Below are 19767 nucleotides of genomic sequence, written 5' to 3'. Positions count from 1 at the left end.
CCCGAGAATTCCAATGCAAATGATTCGCTCAGAAGTGACCCGCCTGTTCGCCATTGGCTTTATCGCCGGTTCGTTGATGGTCGGCGCCGCTACAGCGACCGATTGGGATCAGGAACTCGCTCCGCAAGCGTTTGCAGCGGAACAGGAAGTGGTCGAAACTTCAGCGCAATGACAGCGACGTCCCCGCTGGCTTCACAACTCAGTAAAATTCTCTTCGCAGCTGGCGCTTCCCTGGCGCTTGCGGCTTGCAGCATCACGCCAGCATCTGCTGGGGAAGTGCAATACAATGCGCCCGCAGCAGAGCGTATCTCTACTGAAAGCGGTGAGCTGCGCGCAGCGATCTTCGCAGGCGGCTGCTTCTGGGGCATTGAAGGCATCTTCAGTCACGTCAAAGGCGTGAAGCGGGTGCAATCGGGCTATCACGGCGGGCGCGCGGCCTCCGCGACATACAAGCAGGTCGTGACCGGTTTCACCGATCATGCTGAAGCAGTGCGCGTCGTCTATGATCCTGACGAAGTGCGCTATGACGAGCTGCTGCAGATCTTTTTCTCGGTCGGCGCGGACCCGACTTTGCTTAATCGCCAGGGGCCTGATGTCGGCACGCATTATCGCACAGTACTTGTGCCCTTGGGCGCAGAGCAGCGCGCAGTGGCGAAGGCCTATCTCGCGCAGATGAAGAAGTCAGGCGTGTGGGACAAGCCGATTGTCGCCGCGATCGAGCCGCATAAGAAGTTCTATGTCGCGGAAGACTATCATCAGGACTTCATGGCGAAGAACCCGCGCCACGGTTACATCCTCGCATGGGACAAGCCCAAGGTCGAAGCGCTGGCGAAGATGTATCCGCAGCACTTCCGTTCGGAGTTCCTGCGCGACGACAGCTGAGGCGCGCCGCCACTGGCTTTAGCTTGCGGCTCGCACTATATTGTGCGGCATGGCTACTGCACATGATCATTCGCATCACGAACATTCAGGTTATGATTTGCTCACCGCTGCGCGCGCGGCGCTGACCGGCGCGGGCGAGCAATGGACCGGCATGCGCGAAAGCGTGTTTGCTGAACTAATGCGGCATGAGAAGCCTGTGTCCGCCTATGACATTGCGGACAATCTATCGGCTTCACGCGGCAAGCGCGTCGCGCCGAACAGCGTCTACCGCATTTTGGATCTGTTCGTGACGAACAATCTCGCCATGCGCGTCGAGAGCGCCAATGCGTTTCTCGCCAACACGCATCCGGGCTGCGAGCATGATTGCATTTTCCTCGTTTGTGACGAATGCGGCGAAGCCACGCATTTGGATGATGATGCCATCAGCCAGTCTTTGAGAGGCATCGCAAAGGCGAACAAATTCACCACGAGTCGCCCGATTGTTGAGATTCGCGGCATTTGTGGTGGCTGCATGGCTTGATTTGATGCAGATCAAGCACGTTTGCACCGATGAAGCGTGCAATTTTAGCGACAAAGCGTTCATCGACAGTTTCGATTTGAGGGTGTAAGGCCTCCTTCCATGACGTCACAATTGCAGACACCGCTGCTCGATACAGTCAACTATCCCAGGGACTTGCGCAAACTTGCGCCGGAGCAATTACGCCAGCTTTCCGATGAATTACGCAGCGAGATGCTCGATGCGGTCGGCACCACGGGTGGACATTTGGGCTCTGGTTTGGGCGTTGTCGAACTGACTGTTGCGCTCCACTATGTGTTCAATACGCCTGACGATCGGCTTGTCTGGGACGTTGGACACCAGTGTTACCCGCATAAGATCCTTACTGGCAGGCGCGATCGCATCCGTACTTTGCGTCAGGGCGGGGGTCTCTCCGGCTTCACCAAGCGCGCGGAAAGCGAGTACGATCCGTTTGGTGCAGCGCACTCGTCGACCTCTATTTCAGCAGCGCTCGGCTTTGCTGTTGCGAACAAGCTGAAGAAGCAGCCAGGGCGCGGTATCGCGGTCATCGGTGACGGCGCGATGAGCGCTGGCATGGCCTATGAAGCCATGAACAATGCCGAGCAGGCCGGCAATCGCTTGGTTGTGATCCTCAATGACAATGACATGTCGATCGCACCGCCGGTGGGCGGTCTTAGCGCGTATCTTGCGCGCATGGTGTCTTCGTCCGAATATCTCGGGCTCCGTTCGCTCGCATCTAAAGTCACACGCAAACTGTCGCGCCGTGTCCACCAGGCGGTCGGCAAAGCGGAAGAGTTCACCCGCGGCATGGTAACTGGCGGGACGCTGTTTGAAGAGCTCGGCTTTTACTATGTCGGGCCAATCGATGGCCACAATCTCGACCATTTGATCCCGGTGCTGGAGAATGTGCGCGATAGCGAGCAAGGCCCGGTCCTGATTCATGTCGTGACGACCAAAGGCAAGGGCTATGCCCCGGCTGAAAACAGCGCCGACAAATATCACGGCGTGCCGAAATTTGACGTCGTGACGGGCGAGAAAGCCAAGGGCAAGCCCGGGCCGCCAGCCTATCAGAACGTGTTTGGCGATACGCTCGCGAAACTGGCGGAAACCGATGACCGCATCTGCGCGATCACAGCCGCTATGCCGTCAGGCACAGGCGTTGACCGCTTTGCCAAAGCGCATCCGGACCGCTCATTCGATGTCGGCATTGCCGAACAGCATGGCGTCACCTTTGCAGCTGGCCTCGCCGCGCAAGGAATGCGGCCGTTTGCGGCGATCTATTCGACTTTCCTGCAACGCGCATACGATCAGGTCGTGCACGATGTCGCGATCCAGAACCTGCCCGTGCGCTTTGCGATAGACCGCGCTGGTTTGGTAGGTGCGGATGGTTGTACGCATGCAGGCGCGTTCGACATCACTTATTTGGCAACGCTGCCGAACATGGTTGTGATGGCAGCAGCGGACGAAGCCGAGCTCGTCCACATGACCTACACCGCGGCCGAATATGACGAGGGGCCGATTGCCTTCCGCTATCCGCGCGGCAATGGCGTTGGCGTCGAGCTGCCCGAGGTTCCGCAAAAGCTGGAAATCGGCAAAGGGCGACTGGTCCGCGAAGGATCCAAGGTCGCTATCCTTTCGCTGGGCGCGCGTCTGGCGGAGGCGGAGAAAGCCGCTGACCAGCTAGAAGCCAAAGGTCTCTCTACGTCGATTGCCGATCTGCGCTTTGCCAAGCCATTGGACACAGATCTGATCGAGAAGCTCGTGCGCACACATGAAGTGGTCGTCACGGTTGAGGAAGGTGCGATTGGTGGTCTTGGCGCGCATGTGCTGACTTTCGCCAGCGATAGCGGCCTGACCGACAATGGCCTCAAGATCCGTACCATGCGTCTGCCCGATATCTTCCAGGATCAGGACTCGCCGGACAAGCAGTATGCCGAGGCCGGGCTTGATGCCGACAGCATTGTTGACACGGTTCTCTCAGCGCTGGGGCACAACGCGGCAAGCTCTGATGAACGGGTGGGTGAAGCGCGAGCGTGAGCGGCAAGACAGCTTGCCCAGCGTTCCATTCTACTCATAGGGCATTGTACTTTGGCGGCATGTTCGCTGCTGGCAGGTTAGATTGCCATGCACTATTAATTGCGCATGAGATGAGCCACACAGGATGGCCATGAAGAAACTTCTTAAGCGGCTTCGCGCCAAGTCGCGTTCCTTGCAAAGCGGCCAACTTGTCAGTCCGCGCCAGCTGTTCTCTCACACCAATAGCCAGGTCGGGATCATGTGCCGGGAACGCCTGTCACCGGTATATATTGGCGAGGGGCGGGTCCTCTCGCGCGCCTTGGGGCGCTACACCTTGCGCACCAATTCCTCTGACACCGGCTTTGCGCCGCATATCCTCATGGATGGATTTTGGGAGATCTGGCTGACTCGATGGATGGTCGAGAACGTCAAACCCGGCTGGACGGCGATCGATGTTGGCGCGAACTACGGATACTATTCCGTTTTGCTGGCTGATCTAGTCGGGGTTCGAGGGAAATTGCTGGCGTTCGAGCCCAATCCGGAATGTTCTGATGCAACTCAGTTTGCGATTACAATCAACGGGTTCAGCCACAATGCGGCGGTGCATGAAGTGGCGCTCTCAAATGTAGCGGGTGACTGCACTTTCTTCGTCCCCAAGAACGAGCCGAAGAATGGCCACTTGGAGATGAGGAGAGCCAAGGTAACAACGGTAGAGGAAAGCGAGCTAGGCACACGCTTTCCCGTGCCGATGGCAACGCTTGATGAAAGAGTGGCTCATCTTGACCGCGTTGACTTCATCAAGATCGACGCAGAAGGAGCCGAGCAAGCAATCTTTGAAGGCATGCAGGAAACCATCAGCCGCCATAATCCTCTGATTGTGATGGAGTTCAACAATGTAAGGGGCCAGGCGGATGCGTTCGCCCAGAAATTGCGAGAGGTCTATCCCTATGCGCAATATCTCGAGAGCGACGGCAGCGTTAACCCGGTGGATTTCGACCGGCTCATGACAGACCGCCGCGGCGTCGATTGGCTTCTTTTACTCCAGAAGTAGGGGTTGCCAAGCCCGGCGAAAATGCACGCGGCGAAGCTCGCAATATGCATGGTCGGCGTTGGGTCGGCCAGACGTTCCTTTACGACGTTACTTCAACGGTCTCTTTCGAAGTTGCGATCCCTGTCGGCACGATGGTCGCTTGCGCAACGGCCACGAGTACCGGCTCGGCTTTGTCGTCTTCTGACCACACATCAGCCCGGACTACCACTTGCCGCTTGCCAGATTTCACAACGCTACCCTTCGAGCGGAGAGTCGTGCCTTTCGCTGGCGCGAGGAAATTGATCGTGTAGCTTCCGGTCACGACATCCCCGACCGCTGAACTCGCAGCCCAAGCACACGCATTATCCGCCATCAATCCAATGATCGCACCATGCGCGAAACCATGGTGCTGGGTCATCTCCGGGCGGACTTTCATCACGATTTCAGCCTCGCCGTTCCAGCATCGCACCGGTTCTAGCGCGAGGAAACTGCTGAAGCCGGACCGGGCAACTGCAATGCGCTTCATATAATCAAGAACTTGTTCTTCATTGTCGAAACCAGGACGGGACATGCGGCAACTCCTGTAAGTCTGGAAATAAGACTAATAAATATCGTTGCGCTGGCGCCGGTCAAGTCTAAAATCCAGACTCATGGAGAGATTCAAACCTTCCAGGTCACCATGCCCTGTTGGCCGCGCATCACGCATTCTTGGCGATCGCTGGGTCTTGCTGATCCTGCGTGAAGCTTTTCTGGGCGCTACACGGTTCGAGGAGTTTCTGCCGAACACCGGCATAAACCGTGCAGCGCTGACCTCGCGTCTTGCAGCGCTGGTCGAGCACGGCATTCTCGAACGCATTCCGCCCGAAGGCAGGCGCGCCGAATACCGTCTGACCGAAGCAGGCCGAGCACTCGCGCCTTTCATGAGCGAAATCCGCCAGTGGGGCGACAAATGGTTGCTCGACCCATCGCCTGGTTCCGCTTAAGAGCGCAAGGCATGTCACTTCTCACAATCGAACACGCAGACCACATCACCACTCTCACGATTGACCGCGCGGAGACGATGAACCCGCTCGGGGCAGATGGTGATGGAGACGAATTCACTGCCGCCTGCGACGCGATCAATCGCGACATGGACGTGCGCTGTGTCATCCTGACGGGTGCGGGCCGCGCGTTCAGCGCGGGTGGTGATATCAAAGCGATGAAGACCCGCAGCGGCACTTTTGGCGGCACACCGCCCGGCATTTCCGACGGCTATCGCAACAACATCCACCGCATCCTGCGTTCGCTCTATGGCTTGCGCGTGCCAGTGATTGCTGCAGTCAATGGCCCGGCAATCGGGCTCGGATGCGATGTCGCATGCCTTGCCGATATGCGGATCGCGAGCGCCAAAGCGAAGTTCGGTGTGACTTTCCTCAAACTCGGCATCATTCCGGGCGATGGCGGCACGTGGATATTACCGCGCATCATCGGCGAAGCGCGTGCGGCTGAATTGTTCTACACCGGGGATGTTATCGACGCAGCGACAGCGCAAGACTGGGGCTTGGTCAGCCGTGTGGTGGAACTTGACGCCTTAATGGAGGAAGCTCGCGCGCTTGCAAGCAAAGTCGCAGCGCTGCCACCGCATTCGCTGCGCCATGCGAAGAACCTGATGCGCCAAGGCCGCGAAACGAGCTATGATACCGCGCTGGAGATGGCCGCAAACACACAAGCGCTCATGCATCTGACGGACGATCACATGGAAGGTGTCGACGCGCTGATCGAAAAACGCACGCCGCAATTCAAAGGCCAGTAGCCATGCTCCGCAAGCTCGGGCGCCTGGCCGTTACTGTCTTGGTTGCCTACACAATCATGGTCGTGATCCTATGGGCGATGCAGGACCGGTTTATCTATCCGGCCCCGCAATACGCGGTCGATCCAGCACCTGGCTTTGACGTCATTGCGCTTGAGACTGCGGATGGCTTGAGCCTGCGCGCCTTTACGCGGCAGGCGCAGGTTGGCCGACCCACCATCGTCTACTTCCATGGAAATGGTGGAACATTGCTCGCTGCAGCAAACGCTACTCGCTCGCTTGCAGCCGCGGGATACGGCCTCTTGCTGGTCGAATATCGCGGCTATGGCGGCAATTCGGGTGAGCCGAGCGAACAAGGCTTCTATCGAGATGGCCGCGCTGCGATGAACTGGCTCGCGGAGCAAGGCATTGCGCCAGCGGACACAATCATTGTCGGCAATTCCATCGGAGGCGGTACTGCTGTGCAAATGGCAAGCGAATATAGCCCGAGCGCGCTTATGCTGACTGCTCCGTTTCTTTCCCTGCCGGACGTCGCGCAGGACGCGCTCCCTTTTGTGCCAGCGCATTTCTTGATGCGCGACCGGTTCGACAACGCGAGCAAGATCGATGCGCTCGAAATGCCGATATTCATCATGCATGGGACGGCAGATAATGTTGTCCCGTTTGAGCATGGAGAGGCATTGGCGAAACTATCGCCGGCAGCGACATTCGTAGCAGTCGAAGGCGCTGGCCATGCGCTATCCTTCAGCGAAGACGGCCAGCGTGCGCAGCTTGAATGGCTTGATCAATTGCTGAGCGGCGGCGGAGGCGCTTGAACATAGTCCGCAGGCAGCGGCTGGATCACCGGATTACTTACATAGCGGATCGCCGGAGGAGCTGGCTCAGGCTCTGGCGCCATCGCTTCCACTGAAGACGTATCCTGCGCAGGCTGAGTGAGTTGCTCGATCGTGCCTTCGTCCAGCCCCATGATCGCTTCGATGCTGCAATCGCGCGGCGGCGGACGATTCTTCAGCGCAGCAATGTCTGCTTCGCGCTGGCAGAGATAGGTCTCGCGCATAGCGAAATAGGGATCGTCGCTGTTGCTGATGTCTTCGAGCCGCTGATCAAACTCGATGCGGAATTCTAGCGAATTCACTGTGTAGGCGGGAACGGCATAGAGTGGTGTGCCAAAAGGTTTGCCGACTGCGAGCGGCAGAAAAGATTGATCGATCCCGCCGCCGATCAAATCGCGCAAAGTGGTCGCGCCGACCAAGGGAAGAACCAGAAAGGGTCCCGGCTCAACGCCGTAATAGCCGAGCGTGTTGGCAAAACCATTGCGGCGATAAGGCAGGTTGAATGGCTCTTTCTTCGCCACATCGAACAGTCCTGCTACGCCGATCGTCGAGTTGAGGCCAAATCGGCCAAGCGTTTCGAATGCTTTGCCAGGCTTTAACTGCAGGAAGTAATTGAGTGCTGTCACCGGCTCCAGCAGGTTTCGGAAGAAATTGCGCAGACCTTTGCGGATCGGGCTCGGAATATCGTCCTCGTAAACATCGGCAATCGGCTCTACCAGCGCGGCATCCACCGATTGTGTAATGGCAAAGGCGGTTTCATTGACTTGGACCAGCGGGTCTTTCTTGCGCGCATCACTCGCGCCGGACACAACGATCACGTTGGGATCGACTGGCGTATCCTGCTCCTCCACATCCTGTTGTGGGGCTTGCGCCTCGCTTTCCGCCTCAGACGCAGGAGGCGCTTCTTCCGGAGCGGGCTGAGCAGCGACTGCATCGGCGCTCTGCATGTGCACGGGTAGGGGCGCCGCGAGTGTGAGCGGCGTGGCGGTTGCTATCAATGCAGCAGTGGTGAGCGCAATGGCCATCCGAATCCTTTTCGCCCCTCGCGAAGTCATTGCCCTGATAAAACTCTCAAGGCAAACATTGGCTTAACGCGTCATAACAAGCCTGTGAAAAAGCTTGGGGATTAAAGGATTACAAGAACCGGACTTAGAACCAGCGCCAAATGCCTGCCGGCACCCCGCCATAAACCATATGCACATACGTCAGTAGCACCCAGGTCATTAGGCCGAGAGCCCACCAGAGCAAGCCTACTGAAAACAGTTTGCTCCAGCGCGGCCAGTAGCTCGTGTGGCTCTCCCAGGCCTTCCACGCCTCGCCCATCAGTGTGCGTTTCTTGCGGTCCTGAAGGTGCGCGCCCACCAGAGCGAGGAAGCCCATCGCCAGCGCGGTGACGACGCTGCGCCAGTTCCACCACAGGATAACATGGCTCGCCGCCCACAGCGCAAAGCTCCACATCATCGGATGGCGTGTGACGAGGAAGACGCCGCGCGGCTCTTTGCGTGCCTGATCAGCGGCCCGTGGCATGGGCAAGGCAGGATTGCGCATGAAAGAGCCGAGCAGCAGGACAAGCGCCGGGATAGTGAGCAAGGATGCGATGACCCAGCCCGCTGTGCCGGAACCGGGAAGGTCAGCAGCCGGTGCTTTGCCATAGGCCGCTACCACCCAGAACAAGGTTGCAAAGCTGACAACGGTATACAGCACTTGAAAGCCGCGCTCGCCGATAATGCCGACCAAAGGCGCGCGCAGCGGATGCGACATTGCGAAATGCGTGCCGACAAAGGCAATATTGGCTGCGATCAGTTCAACCAGCGCAGAATTCATAAGTCCCACCTCGCTTATGCGCGCCATGGGGACATAAAATCTGCGGTTAGGCAAGCTTCGGCGGGGCGGTTAACCCCGACGAAATGACCTCTGTCAGCGATAAGCCGTGACAGCGAGTGCTTTCAGTTTACCAATCATAGGCTTTTGGCAGATCGCTTTCGTCAAGATCACGATACCGCTCGCGCAGCTGCGTCTGATGGTTAGTAAAACTCTGTTCCACGCCATCGATGAACACGCGAGTCGGCACAGATGTGACTTCCAGCGGGTCACCATCCCAGATGACGACATCGCCCACCGCTCCGCGTTTCAAGACGCCCGCTTGGCCGCCCATGCCGCTGATTTCAGCAGGGATGGAGCTGATCGAGGCGAATGCCTCGCTCCAGCTCAGGCCCAAAGCGCCAGGCATTTTTGCAAGGCCGACCAGATTTCCTGCCAGCTGAGGCAAACGCCGCGGGTTCTCAGCGCCAGACACATTGATGCCGACTTTGACGCCCGCTGCTTTCATACGACCGATATTGCTCTGCGTAGCAGCGAGCTGGTCAAAGCCTGTGGGCAGCGCATCGAGCGCATCGGCGAGAACCGGAACGCCTGCTGCTGCAATCTCACTTGCGACGAGCCAGCCTTCGCTCGCGCCCACCAGCACCATATCAAGCCGCGGGAACTCCTTCTTCAAGGCAATCGCGCTGCGAATGTCCGACGCGCGTTCAACTGCAACGAACAGCTTCTGACGGCCTGACACGACGGGCTTCAAAGCTTCCGCGTCGAAGCGGTTGAGCATGACACCGTCACCCTTTGCGATTTCCGTGGTCTCAGGCGTACCCGAGCGTCCTGAAAGCGCTTGCGCTTCCCTCAGAGCTGCACGGAACAAGACATGCGTCGCAGCGCGGCTGCCGCCTGCGATCCGAGCGCCGCCTTCACCCAGATTGACCAACTGAAACGCGCGCGCCTTGGTCACCGGCTCGCCATCGGCATCGAGATCGATAATCGCGCCCTGGCCTGCGAAGATCGATCCGGAAGGTACCGTCGTTGTAGCAGCACGTGTGATGCCTGCTGCACGGTGGATCATGATATTCTGCGAGTTCGGATTGACGATCGGCGCGACATCGAGCGCTGCGCTGAACGGTGAACCAGAGGCCCTGCTATCGTTTGACTGGGTGACCGCCCCTACATCCCAGATGCCGAGTGTCGTGACGCTGGCAAACAGGCCGGGCGTCACCCAGGCTCCTTCGGCATCGACCGTCGGAATGTTCGTCGGTGCGCTCACATTAGCCCCTGCGTTCACGACCTTGCCATTGCGGACGACAACGGTTCCGCCTTCGATCGGCTCGCTGCTATCGCCGGTTACAAGGGTGGCATTGGTGATGACGACATCCTGCGCTGCAACGCTGCTGGCGGAGAATGCGAGTGCGGATGCTGCGGCGAGCGCGAATGTCTTGGCTAGCTTGCTCATTTCACATCTCCCGCACCAGGTTGGCCCAGCTCGAAATCGCTCACCGGCCTGCGTTTGGGGTCCATAGCATCGAACAGCAATGCGCCGTCGACCCAGACTTTTTCAGGGCGTGAATAGACGCTCAAAGGATCGCCATTCCAGAGCACGACGTCTGCCATCTTTCCGGGCTCAAGACTGCCGGTCATGTTGTCGATCCCCATCGCCTTCGCCGCGTTCAGAGTGATCCAGCCGATCACTTCTGCATCGGAGATATCGATCCCCATACGCTTGCCAGCGGCTTGCGCTTTCGCCGCTTCCTGATTGAGGCGCTGGATATCATTGGCGCTGTCCGAGTGAATGACCACGCAAGCACCCGCATTCTGGAGAAGCGCTGCGTTTTCCAGGATGCCGTCATTGGCTTCCATCTTGAAGCCATACCAGTCCGCCCAGATGGCACTGCACACGTCGTTTTCGCGCAGCAAATCGCCGATCTTGTAGGCTTCGACCGCGTGGTGGAAAGCGGTCACACGGTATCCCATCTCCTTCGCCATATCCATGACGAACGCCATCTCGTCTGCGCGATAGCAGTGGTTATGGACAAGGATATCACCCGCGAGCACACCGGCGAGCGTTTCCTTGGCGAGATCGCGTTTGGGGTCTTCGCTTTCCGCATAAGCGCGCGCATCGAGCCACGTCTGGCGATTGACCGCGAAATTGCCCATGCGGGTCGAAGGCTTGCGACCTTTTCCGCCATAGACGCGCTTGGGGTTCTCGCCGCAAGCCATCTTGAAGCCATAGGGTGCGCCCGGGAATTTCATGCCTTGCACGGTGCGCGCATAGACATTCTTCAAAGTGACAGAGCGGCCGCCCATGAGGTTGGCTGAGCCGGGCAGGATTTGCAAGCTAGTGACACCGCCATTAGCAAGCGCGCGGCTGAAGCCGGGATCCTGCGGCCAGACGGAATGCTCTGTCCAGACATCGGGGGTCGTTGGCGCGGTGGCTTCATTGCCATCGTTATGCGCGGCAACCGATGGGTCGGGATAGTTGCCCAGGTGAGAGTGGATATCGATCACGCCCGGCGTCACGAATTTGCCGGATCCGTCGATCACGTTGTAGCCGCTTGTGTCCAAGCCGCTTCCCACAGCCTCGACCTTGCCATCGCGAAACAGCACAGTGGTGTTGTCAAACTGCCGACCCGTGCCATCGAACACAGTCGCGCCGACCAAAGCCGTCGGCACGCCGGGGTAAGGCTTGTATGTCGATGGATAAGGGGTGTCGGGCGTATCCGGAAGCGTCATCGCTGCCGACGATGCGCTTGCAACCTCAGAGCTGTCGCTCCCTGCATTGGCGGTGGAGCAAGCAGCCAGCGCCAGCGCGCCTCCTGCAGTAAGCATTAAGCGCGAGACCCTGTTCATTGCCATTCTCCTTGATTGGCGAGCTTAGTCGGCAGCCCGAGTAGCCGGATGGACACCACCCGCCTGAGGCTCACCCAGTTCTGCATTTCCCAGCAGATCGTCTTCGTCCTTGAGCGTATCGAGATGCATCAGACGCTTGATAAGCGGACTGATGATTGTGACGAAGGCCCCTACGCCAACAGCTACCAGACCCATTGCCCAATATATTTCCAAAGCCGCCTCACGGGTCATATCTCCACCCTCGCCTTCGCCCATCAATGAACCCATGAAGCCTGCGACATAATTGCCTCCCGCTGTGCCGAAGAAGAAAGCAGCCATCATGAGGCTCGCCATATGGCGAGCGGACAAACGGTTCATGGCCGAAAGCCCCACTGGAGAAAGGCAAAGCTCGCCAGTCGTAGAAAGCAGATAGAACAGGAAGAGGAAAAGGACCGGGGTCAACAACGCACCGGTCTCTCCGGTGACGCTGAACTGCTCAGCGCCCCAAACGAAAACTAGGAAAGCCAAGCCCATCTGGACGATGCCTAAACCCATCTTGGCAATTGCTGACGGTTCCCGCCCAGTTTGCGCCATCCACTGCCATAATCCAGCGAAAAGGGGTGCCAAAAGAATAATGTAGATGGGATTGATTGATTGGAAGAAGGTAGTCGGAATTCCACCACGATCCACATACCTGTCGGTATACAGGTTCATAGATCCGCCTGCCTGTTCGAACAGCCCCCAGAAAAGTGGCATCAGCAAGATCACAAAAATCATCGCAAAAACGCGATCTCGTGCGAAATTTTCGCTTTTACGTGCCTCCATGAAGCTTGCGCCAATAACCAAGCTCAATCCGACAATTCCAGCAATGTTCGAGACGGTATTGGTGCCGTTTTGCACAAACATCCATACAGCAGCAAAGAGCAATACGAGTACGCCGCCGTAAAAGACATTCTGAGTAGAACCTGCACTTAATGTTCCGTCTTCGCCGGGTAATTTGTAAAGCGCCTGCTGAAGGACGTAGCCGAGCAAAAGTATGCCTGAAAGAAGCAGTATCCAACCCACCGCCTCTTGGTACTGAATGAGCGCCCAGATAATTGCGACACCCAGCAATCCGACTAGGTAAAGCGCCCATTCGAGATTAATTCCACCTACTTTCTGTGTCAGTTTAGACGGTACGGGCGGCTCTCCATTGCCCCGCAAGAGTGACTTTCCAAGCACGAATACGAAAAGCCCGAGAAGCATGCCGAAGCCGGCAAGCCCAAACCCCCACGCCCAGCTTACAGTCTCGCCAATGTAGGCGGCGATAAGGACGCCCGCTGCCGCCCCCAGATTGATGCCCATGTAAAAGATTGTGTATGCGCTATCGCGGCGGATATCCGTTCGAGGATACAGTTGCCCGACCATCACGGAAATGTTCGCCTTCAAGAACCCAGAGCCCACGATGATCAAGGCGAGAGCTAACCAAAAGACGTTTACGGTCGGGTCATTCTCGAAACCGGAGCCATTGCCTTCAAACGCCATGAAAAAGTGACCGGCGGTTAGCAGTACCGCGCCGAATAAGACAGCCTTGCGCTGGCCGAGGTATTTGTCGGCTAGCCAGCCACCAAGCACTGGCGTGATGTAGACGAGGCTTGTATATGCGCCATAAATCAGGTTGGCCGAGCTGTCGGAAAACAGCCAATGTTTCACGAGGTAAAGCGTGAGCAAAGCTCGCATCCCGTAGTAGGAGAAACGCTCCCACATTTCTGCGAAGAACAACATATAAAGTCCCTTGGGGTGGCCAAGGACTTCTTCTTTCGGGCGTGTGATGGCCCACGCACCACCAACAAGGAAAACCGCCAATACTAGCCCCGAAACGAGTGCGGCCCAGTCGGCATAGTTCCACAGCGCAAATTCTTTGAGCTCGCCCATAAATCGATGATCCCGTCCCTATATTCTTGCGGCCCTGCGCGATCCCACTCACTCAGGCCTCGATCCGCAGCGCACCCTAACGGCTCAATCGCGAGAGTGAAGCCTTAGTTTCAACCGCAACCGAATTTTCGACGAACGGCGAAACCACTTTGCAGTCGACGGGAACTTGACGCGCCTCGCTGTATTATGTCACTGTAGCACCTAATCTTGGGACATAAGACATGAGCAGACCAGTTTATTTGAAACTGCGCGACCAGATCGCAGCCGCCATTATCGAAGGCGATTACGCTGAAGGCGCAATGTTGCCATCCGTGCGCGCGCTAGCGGCTGAGCAAGGCGCAAATCCGCTCACAGTCGCTAAGGCATATCAGCAATTTCAGAATGACGGTCTTGTCGCGGTGCAGCGCGGCGTTGGCATGTATGTTGTGAAGGGCGCAGCGGAGAAACTGCGTCAAGCCGAGCGCGATCAGTTCCTCAGCGAAGAATGGCCGGAAATCCGTGAGCGGCTCGACCGGTTGGGTATTGATGTTCGCGCATTGCTCGCCGATGTCTAGCAGCAGCTAGAAGTACGGACTTTTTGGCTCAAAACTGCGGTTAATTCGCAATTAACAAATTCCAGCGAAAGCCTTGCGAAGCGGCATCGTCTCTGGCACGGTCATTTTGCTTCGGATCGGCAGGTCGCCGTGGCTGGAAGAAGCGGGGGTAACAGAAGGGCAACCTTCAAACGATTGCAGTGCGGCGCCATGGAGTGGCTAATCAAGCAATCGGGAGTGCGACATGATTAGATCAGAATTGCTGCAGAGTTTGCATGACGACAACCCCGAGCTTCGGGCTGAAGAAGTCGAGCAGGTTGTCGATATTTTCTTCGAAGAGATTTCGCATCGCCTTGTCGAAGGAGGCCGCGTCGAACTGCGTGGCTTCGGGGCATTCTCGACGCGTGAACGCGAAGCGCGGCAGGGTCGCAATCCGCGTACCGGCGAAACCGTTAGCGTGCCTTCGAAGCGCGTACCTTTCTTCAAAGCCGGTAAGGAAATGCGCCGCCGTCTCAACGACGACTAAGCGCTCACTTCGCTGACACCAAATAATCCGCTCCGTTACCGCAGGAAATGCGTCTTACGGTTCTTTGCGCGATTGCGGGTTCCTGTGCGGCTCGCTAGTGGAGGCCTGCCGCTGGCAGTCTTCGTCAGCGCGTGATGCGGGTGTGGCGGAATGGTAGACGCCGGGGACTTAAAATCCCCTGATCCTATAGATCGTGCGAGTTCGAGTCTCGCCACCCGCACCATGAAATCGTTACGTTCTCAGGGCCATCGCTTAACCCTTATCGCTAATCCTTAGCGCGCGCTCCCGCTGTAATACGTAGCGCTGTATGGCGCTGAAAGTAAGCGTATCGCGCATAGAGTAAAGCTGCAGCACATCAACGACTGCGGCTGGTCTAGGGTTGGCAAGAATGAAGTTTGCAGCGATCGAGCCGGCAAGTCCGGAAGACACGGCCGATGGTGCCGAGCAGCGCACTGCGCCGCGCTTCACTCTGCTTATTCGCGCCGCCAAGATCATTGCCCACCAAGGCGAATTTGTCGGCGTGATCCGTGATGTCTCGAACACCGGTGTCAGCATGCGATTGTTTCACCGTTTGCCGCGGAGCGGGGCGCTAGCGCTGGAGCTGCAGAGCGGCGAGCAATTCGCGATCAAGCGCGTCTGGGAAGAACCCGGCGAAGCCGGCTTCGAATTCGAGCAGGACGTTGCGGTTGATCGCTTCATCAGTGAAGTGGGCGAATTCCCCAAGCGCGGACTTCGGTTCGGGATTGCATTCCCCCTTGATGTGACATCGCGCGGCGAAAGATTTGAAGCGATGGTGGAGAACATCTCCCAACAAGGTGCCCGGATTGCATGCGATGGCATGTTTGCGATCGATCAGTCCCTGACGCTGTCTGGCGAAGGGCTAGACAAAGTGCGCGCGAAAGTGCGGTGGCGCAGCCAAGGGCAATATGGCGTTGTATTCGATGACACTTTCAGCCTCTCTCAGTTCGCCCAGCTTGCGGCACAGCTACAAGCACCAGCGCTACTGAGCGAATAAAGCTCCGCACGCAATTTTCTCAGATGTTTACGAGCCAGTAACCAATTTCCTTCACTCCCGGTGGCGCGATACACATAGGGGGACCCGTGCCACAATTTCCATCTGACACGGACGCAATTGGTAAGGATCAAACCGTCGACGTCGATGTCGCGATCATCGGCGCTGGCCCGGCGGGCCTGACCGCTGGCTATCTGCTGACCAAGCAAGGCAAGAGCGTTGCAATCATCGAGCAGGATGAGACCTATGTCGGCGGCATCAGCCGTACGGTCGAGCACGAAGGCTACCGGTTTGATATTGGCGGACACCGGTTTTTCTCGAAGTCGCAAGAGGTCGTGGACCTGTGGAACGAGATCCTGCCCGATGATTTCATCCAGCGTCCGCGGATGAGCCGCATCTACTACGAAGGCAAGTTCTACTCATACCCGCTGCGCGCATTTGAAGCGCTTCGCAATCTTGGCATCCTGCGCTCGACCGCCTGCATGCTCAGCTATCTGCGTTACAAGCTCTTCCCGATCAAAGAGGTGAAGAGCTTCGAGGACTGGACTACTAACCAGTTCGGCTACAAGCTCTATTCGATCTTCTTCAAGACCTACACCGAGAAGGTGTGGGGCATGCCGTGCGATGAAATGAGCGCGGATTGGGCGGCACAGCGCATCAAGGGTCTGTCCTTGTGGAGCGCAGTCATTGACGGGCTCAAGCGCTCACTCGGCCTCAACAAGAAGCCCAATGACGGCATGGAAACCAAGACCCTGCTTGAGACCTTCCGCTACCCGCGGCTTGGACCCGGCATGATGTGGGATGCCGCGCGCGACAAGATGCTCGCAACCGGTAAAGGCCAGCTATTCATGGGGCACGGCCTCAAGCAGCTTTCAAGCGATGGCCAGGGCGGCTGGCGGATGAGCGCTTCTAGCAAGAGCGGCGAAGTCGTCATCCGAGCGAAGCACGCGATCAGCTCCGCCCCGATGCGCGAGCTCTCCAAGCGCTTGCACCCGCTGCCCGATACAACTTTACAGGCAAGCGAGCTCAAATATCGCGACTTCCTGACCGTCGCCCTGATGGTGAAATCGGAAGACCTCTTCCCTGACAACTGGATCTACATCCATGACGAGCGGGTGCAGGTCGGACGCGTGCAGAACTTCCGCAGCTGGTCGCCGGAAATGATCCCGGACGAGGACATGGCCTGTGTCGGGCTTGAGTATTTCTGCTTCAAAGGAGATGGCCTGTGGTCATCTTCGGACGAGAACCTCATCGCGCAAGCGACGCGCGAAATGGAAGTGCTCGGCCTGTGCGACCCTGCCAAGGTTACGGGCGGCGCGGTTGTCCGTCAGGAGAAGGCCTATCCGGTCTATGACGATGATTACGAAGCGAATGTCGATGCGATGCGCCGCGAGCTGGAAGCAAAATATCCGACGCTGCACCTAGTCGGTCGCAATGGCATGCACCGCTACAACAATCAGGATCACGCGATGATGACAGCGATGCTCACGGTGGAGAATATTCTCGCCGGCGAGCGTGTTTACGACATCTGGTGCGTCAATGAAGATGCAGAGTATCACGAGGCGGGCAATGAAGGTGCAGAGGCTACTCTGCCGGAAAGAGCGCCGCGTCCCAGCGAAGACAATCCGCGTCCTAACCCGGATCAGCAAGCGGCACTTGCCTCTGTTCGAGAAGTACCCGAGCGCATCAAAAAGCAGGCATAACAGACGCTTGCACGGGCTCGCTCTACGCATGGCGAATTGGCAGTTTCTTAACCGTGTTCTGTCATAGTTTCGTTTGAAGCGAAGTGCGCGCAGTCATCCTTGCGCGCAAAGGGGATTTTCTGCCGGTGAACATGTGGCTCGCCAAACTGCGTGATGTACGCTTTGTTCGCTATGTGCTGGCAAGCGTCGGCGCGCTGGCTGCTGATGTCGGCGCATTTCTCGGGCTTCTCGCAATGGGCATGGCGGCAGCGCCTGCTTCCGCGATCGGATATTCGATCGGCATTATCGTCCATTGGCTGTTCTCAAGCCGCGCTGTGTTTCACGAAACCGTTGCGCAAGAACGTGGCGCGCGCACCTGGCAAAAGACGCTCTTCGTACTCTCCGCTCTGGTAGGTCTTGGTCTAACGACCGCTATCGTGGGCCTCGGTGATGCAGCGGGGTTCGATCCACGCCTGGCCAAGCTTGCCGCCATCGCCGTCAGCTTTACTGCAACGTGGCTGCTGCGCGCTCAGATCGTGTTTCGCGAGCCTAAGGACGCGGTCCCAAAAGACCAGCTGGAAGGCAGCTGAGCCATGCTGCGAGAACGTCGCCGTTCCGCGCTGTCGCCTGAACTGCTCATCCGTGTCAGTCTGATCTGGGCGCTCGTTGCAGTGCTCGCTTTGCTCAACAATATCGCTGAGATTTCCGGGCGGTTGTATCCCGATCCCGATGATATCATGCGGCTTGTTCAAGTGCGCGATTTGCTTGGCGAGCAGAGCTGGTTCGACATGACGCAATACCGCGTTGATTCAGCTTCTGGCGGCGTGGTCACGCATTGGTCGCGGCTGGTCGATCTTCCGCTGGCTGCTGTAATCTTTGTACTGGCACCTGTCCTCGGGCAAAGCGGTGCAGAGCTCACCGCGCTCATCGTCGTTCCGCTTCTGACGCTTTTCATCGCAATGCTGCTGACAGCGCGGATCGCCTGGCGCCTAACCGGCGAGGCAGAGGCGAGCTTTGCTTGCATTGCCATGGCGCTGTCCATGCCGTTGCTGTTTCAGTTTGGCCCGCTGCGGATTGACCATCATGGCTGGCAGATCGTGTGCGCTTTGGTGGCGGTGAACGCGCTGATGGCGCGGCAAGCGAGCACTGGCGGATGGCTCGCAGGATTTGCGATCGCGACTTGGCTGTCCATTTCGATCGAAGGCGCGCCTTTAGCGGCCGCTTTGCTCGCGTTGGTGGGCTTGCGTTGGCTTCGTAATCGCGCAGGCAAAGACTGGCTTGTCCATCTCACAAGGTCTTTGTTTGTAAGCTCTGCGGGACTGTTTCTGATCACGCGAGGCATGCCCGGGCTAGAGACGCCTTGCGACGCGATTGGTTCAGCGCATCTGGCCGCGATGGGCTTTGTTGCTCTCGTGACGACTGTGCTAGCAAAGGCAGAGCCGATCCCGCGCGCGGGCGTTCTGGCCGGATTCCTAGTCGCGACTGGCGGTGGATTGGGCATTGTCGCTTGGGGCACGGCGCAATGCGCACTTAGCGGCCCGCTTGGCATGGACGCCATACTGCGCAGTTTATGGCATTCCCAGATCGGAGAAGGCCTGCCGATCTGGCATCAGGATTTGCGCACCGCTGTACAGATTACCGTGCTGCCTTTGCTGGGCATTCTCGCGTCAATCCAATTGACGGCGCAATCGCGCGACTGGCTGCGCGAATGGTGGTGGGATTATACGATCCTGCTCGTTGCCGCTTTCATCATGGCGCTTCTGGTCGCGCGCGCCGGAGCGCTGGCGAGCGCGCTAGCCGCCGCGCCACTTGGCTGGCAGATCAATCAATGGCTGCGGCAAATCCGGCACATTGATCGTGCTGGAAAAAAGGCCGCAGCATTGGCCGCTGTTGCCTGTGCGTTGCTGCCAACCCTGCCGGTGACTGTCCTCGCGCTCGCTATGCCCGCGCATGCCGCACTTGTCGGAAAGCCTTTGGGTTCGGGCAATACGAAATCTTCGTCCTGCCGGATTGCTCAAAGCGCCAAGGAGCTGGCTGTACTGCCAGCAGGCGAGATTTATGCGCCGCTCGATATCGGCCCGCGGCTTTTGCTCGACACTCCGCATAGCGTCATTGCCACAGGTCACCACCGCGGAGCCGAAGGCATGCGGACAGTGATCGAAGTAGCGATGGGTGACGAGCATTCCGCGCGCCAGATCTTGGCGGAGCGCGGTACAGCCTATGTTGCACTATGCCCGGACCTGGCCGAGCCGAATGTGTATATCAGCGCAAGTCCGGATGGTTTCATGGCACAATTGCGCGATAATGAGGCTCCGCAATGGCTCGAGCCGATTGCGCTTGAAGGCGAGACGAGCCTCAAGGTTTGGCGCGTCCGCACAGACTAAGG

20 protein-coding genes and 1 tRNA gene are annotated in these 19767 nt (G+C 57.9%); 15 read left to right on the top strand and 6 right to left on the bottom strand.

Annotated elements, in window-relative coordinates; translation table 11 throughout:
• The first annotated feature begins 13 nt into the window (after positions 1 to 13).
• From HUO12_RS10360 to HUO12_RS10340, 5 genes are all read left to right on the top strand, one after another.
• The gene (locus tag HUO12_RS10360) at positions 14 to 172 is read left to right on the top strand and encodes a hypothetical protein (RefSeq protein ID WP_176273533.1); all 159 of its coding nucleotides are present in this window, start codon (positions 14 to 16) and stop codon (positions 170 to 172) included.
• Positions 169 to 882 carry a peptide-methionine (S)-S-oxide reductase MsrA gene (gene msrA, locus HUO12_RS10355; RefSeq protein WP_176273532.1) on the top strand — a complete coding sequence of 238 codons (714 nt, stop codon included), beginning with the start codon at positions 169 to 171 and terminating at the stop codon, positions 880 to 882. The genes HUO12_RS10360 and msrA overlap by 4 nt, the downstream gene beginning before the upstream one ends.
• Before the next feature lie 49 nt (positions 883 to 931).
• Positions 932 to 1402, top strand: coding sequence for a Fur family transcriptional regulator (locus HUO12_RS10350; protein ID WP_176273531.1), 471 nt, complete (start codon positions 932 to 934; stop codon positions 1400 to 1402).
• Between the two features lie 99 nt (positions 1403 to 1501).
• Positions 1502 to 3436 carry a 1-deoxy-D-xylulose-5-phosphate synthase gene (gene dxs / locus HUO12_RS10345; protein ID WP_176273530.1) on the top strand — a complete coding sequence of 645 codons (1935 nt, stop codon included), beginning with the start codon at positions 1502 to 1504 and terminating at the stop codon, positions 3434 to 3436.
• A 130-nt stretch (positions 3437 to 3566) separates the two neighbouring features.
• A complete protein-coding gene (locus HUO12_RS10340; RefSeq protein ID WP_176273529.1) occupies positions 3567 to 4466 on the top strand; it encodes an FkbM family methyltransferase in 900 nt (299 codons plus the stop codon).
• Between the two features lie 79 nt (positions 4467 to 4545).
• On the opposite strand, the gene HUO12_RS10335 is transcribed toward HUO12_RS10340, so the two are convergent.
• Positions 4546 to 5016, bottom strand: a complete 471-nt coding sequence (locus tag HUO12_RS10335) for a PaaI family thioesterase (protein WP_176273528.1) — start codon at positions 5014 to 5016, stop codon at positions 4546 to 4548.
• A 79-nt stretch (positions 5017 to 5095) separates the two neighbouring features.
• Between HUO12_RS10335 and HUO12_RS10330 the strand changes: the two genes are divergently transcribed.
• The 3 genes from HUO12_RS10330 to HUO12_RS10320 are packed head-to-tail and all read left to right on the top strand — an operon-like array spanning position 5096 to position 7049.
• Entirely contained in the window at positions 5096 to 5428 is a 333-nt protein-coding gene (locus HUO12_RS10330) for a winged helix-turn-helix transcriptional regulator (protein WP_176273527.1), read from the top strand.
• 11 nt (positions 5429 to 5439) lie between these two features.
• Positions 5440 to 6237: a crotonase/enoyl-CoA hydratase family protein gene (locus tag HUO12_RS10325; RefSeq protein WP_176273526.1), complete on the top strand. Its 798-nt coding sequence runs from the start codon at positions 5440 to 5442 to the stop codon at positions 6235 to 6237.
• A gap of 2 nt (positions 6238 to 6239) precedes the next feature.
• Positions 6240 to 7049 carry an alpha/beta hydrolase gene (locus tag HUO12_RS10320; protein WP_176273525.1) on the top strand — a complete coding sequence of 270 codons (810 nt, stop codon included), beginning with the start codon at positions 6240 to 6242 and terminating at the stop codon, positions 7047 to 7049.
• On the opposite strand, the gene HUO12_RS10315 is transcribed toward HUO12_RS10320, so the two are convergent.
• The 5 genes from HUO12_RS10315 to HUO12_RS10295 all read right to left on the bottom strand — a co-directional run bounded on the left by HUO12_RS10315 (position 7019) and on the right by HUO12_RS10295 (position 13628).
• The gene (locus HUO12_RS10315; RefSeq protein ID WP_176273524.1) at positions 7019 to 8092 is read right to left on the bottom strand and encodes an MlaA family lipoprotein; all 1074 of its coding nucleotides are present in this window, start codon (positions 8090 to 8092) and stop codon (positions 7019 to 7021) included. The two genes, HUO12_RS10320 and HUO12_RS10315, sit on opposite strands and share 31 nt — an antisense overlap.
• Before the next feature lie 124 nt (positions 8093 to 8216).
• Positions 8217 to 8891, bottom strand: coding sequence for an NnrU family protein (locus HUO12_RS10310; RefSeq protein WP_176273523.1), 675 nt, complete (start codon positions 8889 to 8891; stop codon positions 8217 to 8219).
• Between the two features lie 127 nt (positions 8892 to 9018).
• Entirely contained in the window at positions 9019 to 10341 is a 1323-nt protein-coding gene (locus HUO12_RS10305; RefSeq protein WP_176273522.1) for an amidohydrolase family protein, read from the bottom strand.
• Entirely contained in the window at positions 10338 to 11735 is a 1398-nt protein-coding gene (locus HUO12_RS10300; protein ID WP_232367369.1) for an amidohydrolase, read from the bottom strand. Before HUO12_RS10300 ends, HUO12_RS10305 begins: the two co-directional genes overlap by 4 nt.
• Before the next feature lie 24 nt (positions 11736 to 11759).
• Positions 11760 to 13628: a peptide MFS transporter gene (locus HUO12_RS10295; protein WP_176273521.1), complete on the bottom strand. Its 1869-nt coding sequence runs from the start codon at positions 13626 to 13628 to the stop codon at positions 11760 to 11762.
• Between the two features lie 221 nt (positions 13629 to 13849).
• Between HUO12_RS10295 and HUO12_RS10290 the strand changes: the two genes are divergently transcribed.
• From HUO12_RS10290 to HUO12_RS10260, 7 genes are all read left to right on the top strand, one after another.
• Positions 13850 to 14182 carry a GntR family transcriptional regulator gene (locus HUO12_RS10290; protein WP_176273519.1) on the top strand — a complete coding sequence of 111 codons (333 nt, stop codon included), beginning with the start codon at positions 13850 to 13852 and terminating at the stop codon, positions 14180 to 14182.
• Between the two features lie 223 nt (positions 14183 to 14405).
• Entirely contained in the window at positions 14406 to 14687 is a 282-nt protein-coding gene (locus HUO12_RS10285; protein WP_176273518.1) for an integration host factor subunit beta, read from the top strand.
• A 136-nt stretch (positions 14688 to 14823) separates the two neighbouring features.
• Positions 14824 to 14910: transfer RNA gene (locus HUO12_RS10280), tRNA-Leu, on the top strand.
• A 165-nt stretch (positions 14911 to 15075) separates the two neighbouring features.
• Entirely contained in the window at positions 15076 to 15702 is a 627-nt protein-coding gene (locus HUO12_RS10275; protein ID WP_176273517.1) for a PilZ domain-containing protein, read from the top strand.
• Positions 15703 to 15788: 86 nt separating this feature from the next.
• On the top strand, positions 15789 to 17402 hold the full coding sequence (locus tag HUO12_RS10270) for an NAD(P)/FAD-dependent oxidoreductase (RefSeq protein WP_332310400.1): 1614 nt from the start codon (positions 15789 to 15791) through the stop codon (positions 17400 to 17402).
• 83 nt (positions 17403 to 17485) lie between these two features.
• Positions 17486 to 17971: a GtrA family protein gene (locus tag HUO12_RS10265; RefSeq protein WP_332310399.1), complete on the top strand. Its 486-nt coding sequence runs from the start codon at positions 17486 to 17488 to the stop codon at positions 17969 to 17971.
• 3 nt (positions 17972 to 17974) lie between these two features.
• Entirely contained in the window at positions 17975 to 19765 is a 1791-nt protein-coding gene (locus HUO12_RS10260) for a hypothetical protein (protein WP_176273516.1), read from the top strand.
• Positions 19766 to 19767 lie beyond the last annotated feature (2 nt).

It is taken from the genome of Altererythrobacter lutimaris (assembly GCF_013371495.1).
In the GTDB taxonomy this organism is placed as follows: Bacteria; Pseudomonadota; Alphaproteobacteria; order Sphingomonadales; family Sphingomonadaceae; genus Erythrobacter; species Erythrobacter lutimaris_A.
Note: the sequence above shows the minus strand (reverse complement) of the source record. Positions and strands in the feature narration are given on the sequence as shown.

What these genes read in the sequence shown, in the direction of transcription:
- HUO12_RS10300 (WP_232367369.1), bottom strand. Translation starts at nt 11,735, where the DNA reads ATGAACAGGGTCTCGCGCTTAATGCTTACTGCAGGAGGCGCGCTGGCG.
- msrA (WP_176273532.1), top strand. Translation starts at nt 169, where the DNA reads ATGACAGCGACGTCCCCGCTGGCTTCACAACTCAGTAAAATTCTCTTC.
- HUO12_RS10320 (WP_176273525.1), top strand. Translation starts at nt 6,240, where the DNA reads ATGCTCCGCAAGCTCGGGCGCCTGGCCGTTACTGTCTTGGTTGCCTAC.
- HUO12_RS10285 (WP_176273518.1), top strand. Translation starts at nt 14,406, where the DNA reads ATGATTAGATCAGAATTGCTGCAGAGTTTGCATGACGACAACCCCGAG.
- HUO12_RS10315 (WP_176273524.1), bottom strand. Translation starts at nt 8,092, where the DNA reads ATGGCCATTGCGCTCACCACTGCTGCATTGATAGCAACCGCCACGCCG.
- dxs (WP_176273530.1), top strand. Translation starts at nt 1,502, where the DNA reads ATGACGTCACAATTGCAGACACCGCTGCTCGATACAGTCAACTATCCC.
- HUO12_RS10330 (WP_176273527.1), top strand. Translation starts at nt 5,096, where the DNA reads ATGGAGAGATTCAAACCTTCCAGGTCACCATGCCCTGTTGGCCGCGCA.
- HUO12_RS10290 (WP_176273519.1), top strand. Translation starts at nt 13,850, where the DNA reads ATGAGCAGACCAGTTTATTTGAAACTGCGCGACCAGATCGCAGCCGCC.
- HUO12_RS10295 (WP_176273521.1), bottom strand. Translation starts at nt 13,628, where the DNA reads ATGGGCGAGCTCAAAGAATTTGCGCTGTGGAACTATGCCGACTGGGCC.
- HUO12_RS10310 (WP_176273523.1), bottom strand. Translation starts at nt 8,891, where the DNA reads ATGAATTCTGCGCTGGTTGAACTGATCGCAGCCAATATTGCCTTTGTC.
- HUO12_RS10340 (WP_176273529.1), top strand. Translation starts at nt 3,567, where the DNA reads ATGAAGAAACTTCTTAAGCGGCTTCGCGCCAAGTCGCGTTCCTTGCAA.
- HUO12_RS10325 (WP_176273526.1), top strand. Translation starts at nt 5,440, where the DNA reads ATGTCACTTCTCACAATCGAACACGCAGACCACATCACCACTCTCACG.
- HUO12_RS10275 (WP_176273517.1), top strand. Translation starts at nt 15,076, where the DNA reads ATGAAGTTTGCAGCGATCGAGCCGGCAAGTCCGGAAGACACGGCCGAT.
- HUO12_RS10350 (WP_176273531.1), top strand. Translation starts at nt 932, where the DNA reads ATGGCTACTGCACATGATCATTCGCATCACGAACATTCAGGTTATGAT.
- HUO12_RS10360 (WP_176273533.1), top strand. Translation starts at nt 14, where the DNA reads ATGCAAATGATTCGCTCAGAAGTGACCCGCCTGTTCGCCATTGGCTTT.
- HUO12_RS10335 (WP_176273528.1), bottom strand. Translation starts at nt 5,016, where the DNA reads ATGTCCCGTCCTGGTTTCGACAATGAAGAACAAGTTCTTGATTATATG.
- HUO12_RS10305 (WP_176273522.1), bottom strand. Translation starts at nt 10,341, where the DNA reads ATGAGCAAGCTAGCCAAGACATTCGCGCTCGCCGCAGCATCCGCACTC.
- HUO12_RS10260 (WP_176273516.1), top strand. Translation starts at nt 17,975, where the DNA reads ATGCTGCGAGAACGTCGCCGTTCCGCGCTGTCGCCTGAACTGCTCATC.